The organism is Actinokineospora sp. NBRC 105648 (assembly GCF_030269645.1).
Classification (GTDB): Bacteria; Actinomycetota; Actinomycetes; order Mycobacteriales; family Pseudonocardiaceae; genus Actinokineospora.
On record NZ_BSTR01000003.1, the window covers coordinates 59669 to 72460 of the forward strand.

Sequence of the window (12792 nt, forward strand, 5' to 3'; positions counted from 1 at the left end):
GGAACGACACGGCCGGTGTGCGCCGAACTCGTCGAGGCAGGCATACGCGCGGACCCGTGCGGAAGGGGCGGGCGCGGGTGATCCGCGCCCGCCCCGGGGTCGGTGGGTCAGGTCGTCGGTGGGTCAGGTCGAGGTGATGGCGATGGTCACCGGGCCGGAGGCCGTGGTCAGGCCCTGCGCGCCCAGGCAGGTCAGCGGGTTGGTGAGCAGCCCGTTCACGGTGACCGTCACGCCGTCGCCGCGGAACTTGCCCGAGAGCACGACGCCGTTGAGCACGTCGGAGGTGAGGCCCGCCAGGACGGTGCGGGTGCGGTTGAAGAAGAACGTCGTGGTCTCGCCGGTGTTCCAGGTGATCGTCTGGGTGCCGTTGCCCGCCGCCCCGAGGCTGAGGCAGGACAGCAGGCCCAGTCCGCTGCTGAAGCTCGTCGCGGACTTGACGGCGGGGTCGGTCTGCGAGGTGCACACCCCGAGCACGTGGGACTGGCTGACCAGCGTGGCGCGCTCGGTGAGCAGGAGCAGACCGGGGGAGTACCCCGTGGCGGTGGTGCCGGTGCAGGTGGCGTCGAGGGTGGCCGCGCCGGCCACGGGTGCGGTGAACACCAGGAATCCGGAGAGCAGGGCCGCTACGGCGGCAAACAGGCGAAGTCTCATACCCCTCACCTAGCCCCGGCGGGTAGGTGGGCGGCAATCGTTGTCGCCCGTCCACCGGGGCGAATCATCCACCGGTGGGCACGGGGACGCTACCGGCCGATCCGGGCACCCGCTCGGTGCGGTCCGCCACACTGTCGGTCGGCACCTTCGAGTGAGTCTCGTCGTTGTGACCGGGCTGGACTACCGAGCGCCAGAAGAGCAGCCGACCGCGTTGTCCCGGGGCAGGCCACCCGGTGCGCTGACCTGCCCACGAATGCGTGAACGCGCCACCAAGGCGGGCTCTCGAACACTTGCCAACGCGGTGACCAACCACCTGGGGCAGCACGCACCCCGGCTTGCGCGAGCCGGGGCTTGTCAGCGCGACGTGGCCAACGCTGTGGTCAGGGCGTCGAGTCGGCCGAAGGCGCGGGCCATGCCCACGTGGTCGCCGTAGTCGCGTGACTCGACGATCACGCCGTCGCGCACCCGGGTCACGAAGACGCACGGGACCGTGAACGAGCGGCCGTCCACCGATCCGACGTAGCTGAACTCGAAGACGACCACCTCGGGGTCCGCGGTCTCGTGGACCTGGCCCACGGGCTCGAACCGGTCGGCCCCCCGCGCCCGGGCCGGGCCCGCCGCGAAGTGCTCGCGCAGCTCGGCGCGGGTGCGCAGCGGTGTGTCGCCCAGCGGGGCGAACGGGTGTCGGACGTCGGTGTGCTCGGCGTACAGGCTCGCCAGCTGGTCGAGCTGCTCCCGCTCCTCCCGGGCGGTGAGGTCGCCCGCGATCAGGCGACAGACCCCGGCGGCGACGGCGCGGACGACGTCGGTGGGTGTGGACGGCGGTGGCATGGCGGCCTCCAGGTTGATCGGAGTCTGGACTCCGGTAACTGTACCGAAGTCCAGACTCTGGTTAAACTGCTCGGCGGTGCGAGGAGGTCGGGTGCGGCAGGACGCGCGGGACAACCGGGAGCGGATCCTGGGTGCGGCCGAGGAGGTCTTCGGCGCGCACGGGGCGGCCGGGTCGACCGAGGAGGTGGCCCGGTTGGCCCGGGTCGGCATCGCGACGGTCTTCCGGCACTTCCCGACCAAGGAGGCGTTGATCGAGGCGGCGCTGCTGCGGCACTTCGATCACCTCACCGACCGGGCCACCGCCCTCGCCTCGGGTGCGGACCCGGCGGTCGCCTGGCGGACCCTGGTGCGGGCGATGATCGAGACCGGTGCCACCAAGCTGACGTTGGCCTCGATGCTCACCACACCTGACCACGCCGACCGCGGGGGACTGCCGAACAGCGCCGCCGCCGCGTCGAACCGGTTGAAGGCCGCGGTCAGCGAGGTGCTCCGCCGGGCGCAGGACGCGGGCGCGGTTCGACCGTCGGTCGCGATCGACGAGGTCTACCTGTTGATCCGCGGCCTGGCCCAGGTGGCGGCGACAACCGGGGCGCGGCCCGACACCTTGGACCGTGCCATCGACGTCGTGCTCACCGGGCTGTCACTGCCCGCCCGATGACAGCCCGGTGACAGTGCTGCCGCGTGTGGCAGTGAAATCCGGTCTCGGCTGGCGGAACGCGCGGCTAGGGTGAGGCCATGGGGTCGGTCAAGCAGGTTCAGATCACCTTCGACTGCGCGCAACCCGAGCGCGTCGCGCGTTTCTGGTGCGAGGTATTGGGATACGTCTTGCCACCGCCACCGGCGGGATTCGAGACGTGGGGCGATTTCGATCGTTCGCTGCCGGCTGAGCGGCAAGGGGCGGCGTTCGCCTGCGTCGATCCTTCCGGTGTGGGGCCGCGGTTGTACTTCCAGCGCGTCCCCGAAGGCAAGGTCGTCAAGAACCGGGTGCACCTCGACGTGCGGGCGGGCACCGGGCTGGTGGGCGCCGAGCGGCTCGCCACTCTCGAGGCGGAGTGCGCGCGACTGGTCGCGCTCGGGGCGGTGCGCGAGCGACTGCTGCCCGCCGATGACGACAACGAGTCGTGCATCGGCATGCGGGACGTCGAGGGCAACGAGTTCTGTCTCGACTGAGGTGTTGTCGACGGTTGGGGGTTCGCGGGCGTGAGCCGGCGGTTGTGTTCTGTGGCAGTGGTGATCGGGGTCGTCGTCGCGGGGTGTTCGTCCTCGTCGGAGCGCCCTCCGGGCGGGACAGGTGCCTCGCCGTCCAGTCAGGTGGCCACTCCGGCGTCGAGTGCCGCTCCTGTGGTGGAGGCGGACGATCCCGCGTTGGTGCAGGAGTTCAGGCGGTACGAACGGGACCTCTCCTCGGCCATCCCCGGGAGACCGCCGGGACACCAATACACCTCGGGCCATGGCGGGCGCCCTGGGCCGGTTCGCCGTTGGCGCCGCACTGTCCAAAGAGGACCGTTTGGTGTTAGTCGATTGGTTGCGGGACAACACCACCGGCAAGGGCCTCGTGCGGGCCGGTGTGCCGACGGACTGGGTGGTGGGCGACAAGACCGGCAGCGCCGACCACGGCGGCCGCAACGACATCGCCGTGCTGTGGCCACCGGGGCGGGAACCGATCGTCATCGCCGTGCTGACCAGCCGGGATCAGGAAGGCGCGGAACGATCCGACGCGCTGGTCGCCGACGCCGCCCGGGCAGTGGCGGGCGCCTTCGGCTGAGTCCGGCCCGGACGCGCTCGCGGTGGCTGCCACCGGATCGCATCGTCCGGGACGTCGAAGCCCGCTACCGCCCGGAAGGCATCGCCGAGTGCGGGGGCGTGGCTCAGACCCGGACGCAGTTCAGTCCGATCACCTGGGTGCTGAAGCTGTCCTGCGAGGCGTAGCCGCTGAGGTTGGTCAGGGGGTCGGTGGCGGCGCACTGGGCAATGCCGGGGGCGCCGTTGAAGACCGCCACGGTGACGGTGAAGCTCCCGGTGATGAGGCCGTTCGCGGGAGCCCCACCGGAGGGCGTGCAGTACTGCGCGGCGAACAACTTCCCGGACAGTTGGGCGACCTGGCAGGCGTAGGCCCGGCTCGTGGTCGTCGCGGCCGCGGGTGACGCCGTGGCCGCGACCACCGCGGCGCTGAATACGAGTGCAGTCACAATGCGTAGCTTCGCCATGGTGTCCATCCTTGACTCGTGGGTTCGGCTCCAGAAGTAGAGCAGCGCGGCACAACGCGGACAATAAAGCGAGCCGAACTGCTACTCTATCGAGTGAAATCTCCGACGAACCCGTATCCTCCGCCAAGTATGGCGAACCGGCGGCCGGAGTGGCCTGGGTGATCAATAACCGCTGGTCCAGGCCGTGCTCGGCGGGCGAGAAAATGATCGAGGACGGCGGCGCGACCCGATCATCTTTAGGGTGACCGGGTCGGCCTGTCGTTGGCTGCGCTCCACGCGTCCTTCAATTCCCGGAAACCGGTGATTTGAGTGTGGAAATGAATGCCCGAATTGGTTTCCGGCGCTCGTCAGTTGTCCCGGGCGTAGAGCTTGACCACTTTGCCGTCCAGGGTGGCCTGCAGGTAGGCGCCGCCGTAGTCGTCGCTGAGGTAGAGCCGCAGCGATGGTTCGCCGTCGATGATGCCGGTGTCGACGATGATGTAGCGCAGCGTCGGTTTGGCGACGCCCAAGTCCTTGTTCGCGCGCTCCCACAGCGCGGGTAGCGCGTCCCAGTTGACCTTGCCGAGGTCGAGCACGGCGCGGTCGGCGTCCACTCGGTCCGGTCCGCTGCGGGTGGCCTTGCCGTTGCGGTACTCGAAGTCGTCGAAGCCGTTCTTGACCGCCGCGGCGGGCGCGGTGGCCACCGCGTAGTCGGGGTAGATCGTCAGGTCCGAGACCTTGGTGCCGCCCATCACCTCGCTCAGCGCGCCCGCGGCCGCGCGGGCGCCCGCCGGGGTGAGCAGGTCCTGGGCCGCGGCGGGGGTCGCCGCGGGCCGGGTCGCCTTCGACGCGGTCGCCGTCGCTGTGGTCGTCGTCGGGTCGGTGCGCGCCTCGGCACTGGACCTGGCCCGGGACGTGGTGGTCACCGGGCCGGGGGAGCCCGGGTTCGCGCTCGACGGTTCGTCGCTCGAGCCCAGGTAGCGGACCAGGAACAGGGTGGCCGCGATGATCAGCGCCACCGCGGTCAGCGAGAACACCACGGGCCCCAGGCGCTTGCCGTTGCCCGCCTGGACTGGGCGCGAGGCCGGTTGGGACTGCCAGTGGACGGGGTGGTGCGGCTGCTGCCAGGGCCCGGTGGACTGCGCTGGGAAGGCGGGCCCGGCGGGTGTTGGCGGGCCGGCAGGTCCGGCGGGCGTGGGCGGGCCCGCGGGCCCGGCCGTCCCGTGTTCGACGGCCGCGAGCATCCGGTCGAGGACCTCGCTAGCGGGCCGGGCGAGCGGATCGGGCACAAGGACCGCGCTGAGGACGGGACCGAGCGCGCCCGAGCGCCGCGGCGGCGGGACCGGCTCGGTCATCACCGCGGCGAGGGTCGCCATCGTGGTCGCGCGGCGCAGCGGGTGGTGGCCCTCGACGGCCACGTACAGCAGCATCGCCAGCGACCACAGGTCCGAGGCGGTCTTCGTCTCGTCGCCGAGCAACCGCTCGGGGGCGACGTACTCGGGCGACCCGATCACCTCACCGGTCGCGGTGAGCTGGCCGGAGTCGTGCAGCGCGGCGATCCCGAAGTCGGTGAGCACGGCGCTGCCGTCCGGCCGCAGCAGGACGTTGCCCGGCTTGACGTCGCGGTGCAGCACACCGGCGGCATGCGCCGCGCGCAGCGCCCCGAGCACACCGCGCCCGACGCGGGCGGCCTCCGCCGGGGCGAGCGCGCCGTCGCGCAGCCGCGCGTCCAGCGACACGCCGCGGACCAGCTCCATGACGATCCACGGGTACGGCGAGTCCGCCGACTCGATGATCTGGTAGATCGACACGACGTTCGGGTGCTGCAAGCGGGCGAGCGCGCGCGACTCGCGCAGCACCCGTTCCCGCTGCTGCACGGCCAGCTCGGGGTTGTGCTCGAACAGCGCGGCGTCGGCCGGACGCACCTCTTTGATGGCGACCTCGCGGTGCAGCCCCAGGTCGCGGGCGCGCCACACCGTTCCCATCCCACCGCTGCCGAGCCGATCCAGCAGCTCGAACCGGCCGCCGACCACCCGCCCGGTCTGTTCTCGCTCGGACACCGCGCCACGCTAGCAACCGGCCGCACGGGGCCGGCCGCCCGACCACCGACTCGTTCGCACTGGCAAACGCCCTCGTGCGCCTGGCGGGATGGGGAAAGGCCAGGTCAGAGGCAACGGCGGAGCGCCGAGCCGAACGCGGCAGCCAGTGGATCTCCCGTGTCCTTTGTAGAAGGTAGGGCGGTCGGTGCCCCCTGCTGTGCTGCCTACCGCGAGCCACAGCGGTTTTTGGCCTGTCACAACGCAAAGCCGCGGAACTCGGGACCATCCGTCCCTACCCGGCTGCCGCGCCGTGCGTGGACCCTGATGGGCGTCGTATCCACGAAGCAGGGGGAAACTGCATGCGTTACCGCATTCTGTGCACACCTGTGTTGCTCGCCGCGCTGCTGGTCGCCGGCCCGGCACACGAAGCCGTAGCCGAGGGCGCGGTGCCGTCGAGGGCTCCGGTCCTGACGACGGTGATCGACCTGCCGCCGGTTCCCGGGGACTGGACCACCTTCGCCAAGGACGTCGACGACCAGGGCACGGTCGTCGGCTACTCCAGCAGGGAGTTCTCGTTGCTGCCCCACCGCCCGGCGCGGTGGGACCACGACGGCAACGTGGTCGACCTCGGCACGATCGGCGGCGAGGACGGCGAGGCGCTGGCGATCGGCCCCAACGCGGTGGCCGTGGGCCGGTCCAAGACCGCCGCGGGGCAGTGGCACGCCACCCGGTGGGCGTGCGGCCGGGCCGAGGACCTCGGCACGTTGCCCGGCGGCGCCGACAGCACGGCCACCGCCATCAGCCCCGACGGCACCGTGGCGGGCGACTCCGCGACCGCCGACCCGAACGTTCGGCGGGCCGTGCGCTGGGGCCGCGACGGCCGGATCGCCGCGCTCGAGTCCGTGCCGGGGAGCGTGGGCAGCTGGGTGGAGGGCTTCAACGCCAACGGCATCGCCTACGGCGGCATCCGAACCGCGAGTGGGTCCCTGGCCGTGGTGTGGAGCCGTTCCGGGCGCGTCTCCGTGCTGGCGAGCCTCGGCGCGAACAGTGCCGTCAACGATGTGAACCGGTACGGGATCGCCGTCGGGCACTCCGGCGGCCGCCCGGTCCGCTGGAACCGCGACGGCGCGGTGACCGAGCTGCCCGGGCTCAGCAGGCCGGGCGGCAACGTCCTGGCCGTCACCGACGACGGCACCGCGACGGGGGTGGGCTACGTCGTCGACCCGTGGGTGGTCTCCCGCCCGGTGCGCTGGGACAGCCAGAACCGGATCACCGACCTGGGTGGCTTCGCGGGCGACCAAGAGGGCGAGGGCATCGACATCAACCGGCACGGCACCATCGTCGGCGCGAGCGGTCAGGCCTCGCACCGCTACGGACTGACCTGGGCACCGGACTCCCCGATCGCCCCGCTGCCCGCCATCCCGCCGACCTCGCACGACGGGCCGATCAAGATCACCGACACCGGGTACGTCATCGGCTGGGCGGACCGCACCCTCGGCATCCCGCGCGCGTCCCTCTGGCACTGACCCGACGGCGCGTGCCGTGCGGTGCCGCTGCGCACCGCACGGCACGCGCCAGCCGCCGCACGCGGGCGGTCGCGCTGTCCTGAGTATTCCTCATCGCAGTTCGAAGTATTTCGGAGTCGTATTCTCGCTGGACGTCGTGCGAAATACTTCCGGCATCCTCCACTCCGGACTGACGCGATTCACACAATTGTGTAGCCGCCCTGCGCCGCGGCAAGCGCGTCACTACTCTCGGCCGCGCCCGCGACGGCGTGGGGTCGAGAGAGTCGTTGGAGGAGAACACTATGGCGAAGGTGTGCATTGTCGGCGGCGGCGCGACCGGTGTCGCACTCTTGTGGACGCTCGCCCAGGACCACAAGGTTCGGCGGGAATTGCAGGTGACCGTCCTGCACGACGAACCCGGGCTCGGTGGCCATTCGACGACCGTGCCGGTCGAGCACAACGGCAAGGTGTTCCAGGTCGACATCGGGGTGCAGTTCCTGTCCACGCTGCTCTACCCGAACGTGGCCACCATGCTGGAGCTGGACGAGTTCACGGACGTGCCGGTGACGCCGTTCGACGAGCTCAAGGTCGCCTGCGCCTTCCCGCCCGACCCGGTGACCGGCGCGGCCCGCAACTGGGTCAACTTCCCGGATCCCGCGGACGGCCCGGGCAACGGCTTCTACGACGCCGCCATGCTGGCCGACGCGAAGGCCTTCCAGGAGTTCATCCGGAGCTCGGTGTGCCGGGGCTGGTACGACCGGACCCTGGCCGAGTTCTTCGCGAAGCCACCGATCGAGCTGGCGGACAAGCAGCGGTTCGTGGACTACTTCGTGGCGCCGTACATGAGCATCATGAACGGCTACGGCAGCGCCCAGCTCGACCAGGTGAAGTTCGTCGACCTGGTCGCCCTGTACTCGGTGGTCCCGTTCTACCAGACGCCGCTGGGCTCGTTCACCCAGCCGGGCAAGGGCTGGTCGCAGTTCGGCGGCGGCAGTTCCAGCTGGATCAGGGCGATGCGCGACCAGGCCGTCGCGAAGATCAAGACTGACCTCCGGCTGTCGGCCAGGGCCACCGCGGTGTGGACCGACGTGACCACCGACGGCAGCCCGGTGCACGTCGCCTGGACCGACCCCGACGGCACGCACGAGGAGGTCTTCGACAAGGTCGTGCTCACCACCGACATGGACACCTGCGCGACGCTTCTGCGCACCGGCTCAGCCAGGACCGACAACACCTTCTGGCGCGATCTCTACCAGCGCTACGTCGCCACCGGGTGGCCACTGCTGCCGGGCGCCTGCTACATCCACACCGACGACTCGATCCTCTCGCCCGACCTGGCCTCGCGGCAGGAGACGCTGCAGTTCACCGCGTACTACGCCGAGGCGGACACCGCGCCGGGCTACGACCTGGGGCGCACCTTCACCACGTTCCTGCTGAAGAACCTGCTGCGCGACGAGGACGCCGACGGCCTCTACCTCACGATGTACGGCGACACCACCGAGGACACCAGGATGCCGGACCCGGCGAAGGTCCTGCACAGCCAGACCTGGACGCACGGCATGTGGGCGGCCACCTTCATGGGTGGTCCGAAGAAGACACTGCACCTGGCGCAGGGGCGCGGCAGGCACTGCCCTGACGACCAGCCCGACACCAACGTGTACTTCGCGGGCAACAACACCACGACCGACTCGGAGGAGGGCGCGCTCGACTCGGCGATGGCCATCGCGCACTACGTGTTCGGCGCGTGCTACCCCCTCGGGGTGAACCCGTCCTACCCGCTCGCCCTGCCGATGTACTGGTTCTTCTACTGCCTGATGTTCCCGCACCTGTCGGTGGAACACCGGCTCGCCACGCTCATGTCGATGCACCCGCACCAGCCGCGGTGATCTTGCGCAGCGTGCCCGTGAAACCCAGTCGCCGTGCGGTTTCCCCGGCGCGCGCCAGCAGTGACCGGGCGGCCGCGGTGTCCGCGCGTCGGCCGTGCCGCAGCAGTACCCGCGCCCAGCCGACCTGGGACTCGGCCGCCCAGTAGGGCAGCGGTGCCGCCTCGGCCGCGGTCAGGGCGGAGGCGAAGTGCCCGACGGCCGCTTCGAGGTCGCCCGCCGTGGCCGCGAGCAGGCCCAGCTGGTGGTCGATCGGGCCCTCGCGGGCTACCTGGTTGAGCAGGAACAAGCCCGCGCAGGCGCGCAGCCGCTCGTACAGCCAGACCGCCGCGGCCCGGTGCTCCAGCGCGCAGGCCAGCTCGGCCACCAGGCAGAGCGCCTGCACCTCCAGCTGGGAGCCGGGCGGCGGCAGCGGGGTGTCCAGCAGGTCTCCCGCCGCCGCCCGGGCCTCGTCCAGCGCGCCCGAGTCGGCGTTGATCAGCGCCAGGATCGGCCGCAGGTCGTAGTCGGCGAACCCCTGGGTGTCGCGCAGCGCGGGCAGCAGCTCGTCGGCCCGGCCCTGTTGGCGGCGCAGGTGCATCAGCTGGGCGCCGTAGGCGAGCACGGCGTCCGGCTCACCCGCGTCGGACCCTAGCCGCAGCGCTTCACCGGCCAGGTCCTCGGCCTCGGCGTGCCGCGACGACGCCTGCAGCCTGCCCCCGCGCGAGAGGGTGGCCACCCACCGCAGATACGGCTCCCCGATCTCGTCGGCGATGCGGCACTCGGCGGCGAGGTGCTCGTCGGACTCGGCGACCCGGCCGCTCTCCCAGCAGGCCAGGCTGCGCAGGCGGGCGGCCAAGAAGCGCAGCCGCCGGTCCGCCGAGGCCGTCGCGAGGTCGAGCAGCTCGGCGCTGTCGGCCAGCCTGCGGTGGTGGGTCGCGGGCGCCCAGGTCGCCTCGAAGCGCAGCGCGAGCACCCGACCGAGCACCTCCGGGTCGCCCAGCTCGCGCGCGCCGCGCACAGCCTCGTCCGCGAGCCGCTCTCTGCGCTCGGCGTGCCCGGGGCCCGGCAACTCGATGGCCAGTGTCGCGCCGAGCAACGGCCGCCGCGGGTGCGCGTGGTCACCGATGGCCGCCATCGCCGCCTCGAGCAGCGCGATCCGGTCCGCGTCGAGCCTGCCGCTGCTGGACACCGCGCCGCGGTTGTTGGCCACGACGGCCCGCACCAGCCGCGCGGTGTCACCTGCGGACTCCGCGAGTCGCGCCGCGCCCAGCAGGGTCTCGCGGTAGCCCTGGTCGCCCACGCCGCGTTGGGCTTCGCCCAGCCCAACCAGGATGTCGACCCGCGGCCCGCACCTGGTCGAGCCGTTCGAATCAGTCGGGTCGGCTGGACCGTCCGGGCCGTCGAGGCAGTCCAGGGCGGCGCGGAACCAGACCAGCGCCTGGTCGGGGGCGAGGTCGGCCAGGGCCTGCTCACCCGCCCGCCGGGCCCGGTCCGCCGCGAGTGCCCGCTCGACCCGGTCCGCGCGGTCGTGGCCGAGCAGCCAGTGCCGGGCGAGGTCGCCTGCCCGGCCGGGCGGCCACGGCGTCGCCGACGCCTCGAGCGCCCGGGCGACCCGGCGGTGCGAGCGCCGCCTGCGGGTCCCGCCGACCCGTTCGTAGAGGGTCCGCTGGACCAGTGCGTGCCCGAACGCGAACCGCTCGCCGTCGCCGGGCACCTCGACCAGCAACCCGGCCGCGATGGCGTGGTCGAGGTCGTCGAGCACCGCGTCCTCGTCGGTCCCGACCACCCGGGCCAGCGTGGCCAGGTCGAAGTCCGACCCCAGCACCGCCGCCTGGGCCAGCACCGCGGCGCCGCGCTCACCCAGCCGGTCGACCCGTCGCCCGACGACGTCGCGGACCGTCTCCGGCAGGCCGAGTCCCGCGGGCCCGGCGGGCTCGGCGGTCGACCAGCCCGCGGCCACCGGGCAGTCGGTGAACCGGTCGGCCAGGTGCCGCAGCAGTTCCCGGGCGAAGAACGGGTTCCCGCCCGACTCCCGCCCTACCGCGCGCGCCCAGCCCAGTGCCGCCGGGCCCAACCGCCGCCCGGCGGCCGACTCCACCATCGGCACGATGTCGTCGTCGGCGAGGCCGTTCAGCTCCAACCGGTGCGCGCCGGGCTGGCGGGCCAGCTCCCGCACGGTGGCCGCGGCGTCACCGCCCTCGACGAGTTCGGTGCCCCGGTAGGTGGTCGCGAGCACGAGCCGCCCCGGGGCGGCGGCGGTCGCCAGGTAGCGCAGCAGCAGGAGCGAGGGCTTGTCGGCCCAGTGCAGGTCGTCGACGACCAGCACCACCGGCCGGTCGGTGGCCGCCCTGGTGAACAACGCGGCGACGGCGCGGAAGAGCAGGTGCCGCTCGGTCTGCGGGTCCGTCCCGGGGTCCGGCGCGGTCCGCGGGACGCGCGAGCGCAGTTCGGGGACCAAGCGGAGCAGACCAGTGCCGTAGCGGGCGAGGTGATCGGCGACGACGTCGGCGGGCAGGTGCTTCGTGATCTGGCTGAGGCCTTCCACGACCGGGCGGTAGGCGAGCGTCACCTCCTCGTCGCAGCGCCCGTAGAGCACCAGGGCACCCGCCGCGCAGGCGTCCCGGGCGGCGTGCGCGACCAGGGCCGTCTTGCCCATACCCGGCTCACCCGAGATCAGCAGCACGCCCGGTGGACCGGTCGAGGTGGGCACCATCCGGCCGCGCAGCAGGTCGAGCTCGCGGGTCCGGCCGACCAGCAGTCCGATGGACTCGACCAGCAGCCGGGCCGGGAACTCCGGCGCGCCGGGCGTCGGCCCCGCCGCTGTCGCCGGTGGCGGGCAGGCCTCGGCGGTGAGCAGCTCCAAGTAGACGGCCTCGGTCTCCGGCGACGGGTCGACCCCGAGCTCCTCGGCCAGTAGCCGCCTGCACTGCTCGTAGGCCACCAGCGCCTGGGCCCGGTTGCCCCCGCCGGCCAGCGCCGAGATGAGCAGGCGGTGCGCGGACTCCCGGAACGGGTCGAGGTCGACGACCTCGCGGGCCACGGCCTCGGCGGGCAGCCCGGCCGCCATCCGCGCCCCGGTCAACGCCTCCAGCGCCCGGATGCGCAGCGCCCGGTTCTGGGTCCGCCGCTCGCGCACCCACGGCCCGTCGGCCTCGGGCAGGAACGGCCGCCGCGCGACCCGGTCCACCCGCTCGAGCCGGTCCGCGGCCTCCGCGGCGCGTCCCGCGGCCAGCGCGGCGAGGGCGTCCTCGACGTCGCCCTCGGCCTGCTCCAAGTCGACCACCGCGCCCGCGGGCAGGTGCAGTTGGTAGCACCCGAAGGTGGCGCGGACGGTGGCGCGCCCGTCGAGCCCCGCGTCCCGCAGGGCGGCCCGGACCCGCGCGACCGCCGTGCGCAGCACCGACTCCCAGGACGAGGGCGGCTCGTCGCCCCACAGCAGTTCCGAGAGCTCCTCGCGCCGGACCGGCCGGGCCCGCTCCAGGGTCAGCATGGCCAGCACGACCCGGGCGTGCCGGGAGCGCAGTTGCCGGTCGCCCGCCGCGACGCCGCCCACCTCGAGTGCGACGTCGCCGGTCAGTGACAAGTGCAGCGGGTGCGTGGCCGCGCCTTCCGTTCGGGTGCCTGCGGTGAGCCGACGCCAGTGTGGCGACTCACTGCGGACCGCGCGACCGCAGCGATCTGCGCTCGATCTGCGGACCGTCTGCACACGGCTCCT

The 12792-nt window shown here is 72.6% G+C and carries 10 protein-coding genes; 5 read left to right on the forward strand and 5 right to left on the reverse strand.

Going from position 1 to position 12792, the window contains the following annotated elements; translation table 11 throughout:
- Positions 1 to 123: 123 nt before the first annotated feature.
- Entirely contained in the window at positions 124 to 651 is a 528-nt protein-coding gene (locus QSK30_RS03440) for a hypothetical protein (protein WP_285499454.1), read from the reverse strand.
- 354 nt (positions 652 to 1005) lie between these two features.
- Positions 1006 to 1482: a nuclear transport factor 2 family protein gene (locus QSK30_RS03445; RefSeq protein WP_285499455.1), complete on the reverse strand. Its 477-nt coding sequence runs from the start codon at positions 1480 to 1482 to the stop codon at positions 1006 to 1008.
- A gap of 91 nt (positions 1483 to 1573) precedes the next feature.
- Here QSK30_RS03445 and QSK30_RS03450 point away from each other — a divergent pair, with 91 nt between their 5' ends.
- The 3 genes from QSK30_RS03450 (at position 1574) to QSK30_RS03460 (ending at position 3247) form a co-directional block, all read left to right on the forward strand.
- Positions 1574 to 2140, forward strand: coding sequence for a TetR/AcrR family transcriptional regulator (locus tag QSK30_RS03450; RefSeq protein WP_285499456.1), 567 nt, complete (start codon positions 1574 to 1576; stop codon positions 2138 to 2140).
- Positions 2141 to 2217: 77 nt separating this feature from the next.
- Positions 2218 to 2652 carry a VOC family protein gene (locus QSK30_RS03455; protein ID WP_285499457.1) on the forward strand — a complete coding sequence of 145 codons (435 nt, stop codon included), beginning with the start codon at positions 2218 to 2220 and terminating at the stop codon, positions 2650 to 2652.
- A 160-nt stretch (positions 2653 to 2812) separates the two neighbouring features.
- Positions 2813 to 3247, forward strand: a complete 435-nt coding sequence (locus QSK30_RS03460) for a serine hydrolase (RefSeq protein WP_285499458.1) — start codon at positions 2813 to 2815, stop codon at positions 3245 to 3247.
- Between the two features lie 103 nt (positions 3248 to 3350).
- Here QSK30_RS03460 and QSK30_RS03465 read toward each other — a convergent pair whose 3' ends face one another.
- Positions 3351 to 3671 carry a hypothetical protein gene (locus QSK30_RS03465; RefSeq protein WP_285499460.1) on the reverse strand — a complete coding sequence of 107 codons (321 nt, stop codon included), beginning with the start codon at positions 3669 to 3671 and terminating at the stop codon, positions 3351 to 3353.
- 365 nt (positions 3672 to 4036) lie between these two features.
- A complete protein-coding gene (locus QSK30_RS03470) occupies positions 4037 to 5728 on the reverse strand; it encodes a serine/threonine-protein kinase (protein WP_285499461.1) in 1692 nt (563 codons plus the stop codon).
- Positions 5729 to 6066: 338 nt separating this feature from the next.
- Between QSK30_RS03470 and QSK30_RS03475 the strand changes: the two genes are divergently transcribed.
- A complete protein-coding gene (locus QSK30_RS03475) occupies positions 6067 to 7233 on the forward strand; it encodes a hypothetical protein (RefSeq protein WP_285499462.1) in 1167 nt (388 codons plus the stop codon).
- 281 nt (positions 7234 to 7514) lie between these two features.
- Positions 7515 to 9098 (forward strand): NAD(P)-binding protein, encoded by a 1584-nt coding sequence (locus tag QSK30_RS03480; RefSeq protein ID WP_285499464.1) that lies wholly within the window; start codon positions 7515 to 7517, stop codon positions 9096 to 9098.
- Here the strand turns inward: QSK30_RS03480 and QSK30_RS03485 are convergent.
- On the reverse strand, positions 9067 to 12660 hold the full coding sequence (locus QSK30_RS03485; RefSeq protein WP_285499466.1) for an ATP-binding protein: 3594 nt from the start codon (positions 12658 to 12660) through the stop codon (positions 9067 to 9069). The two genes, QSK30_RS03480 and QSK30_RS03485, sit on opposite strands and share 32 nt — an antisense overlap.
- Positions 12661 to 12792: the final 132 nt, after the last annotated feature.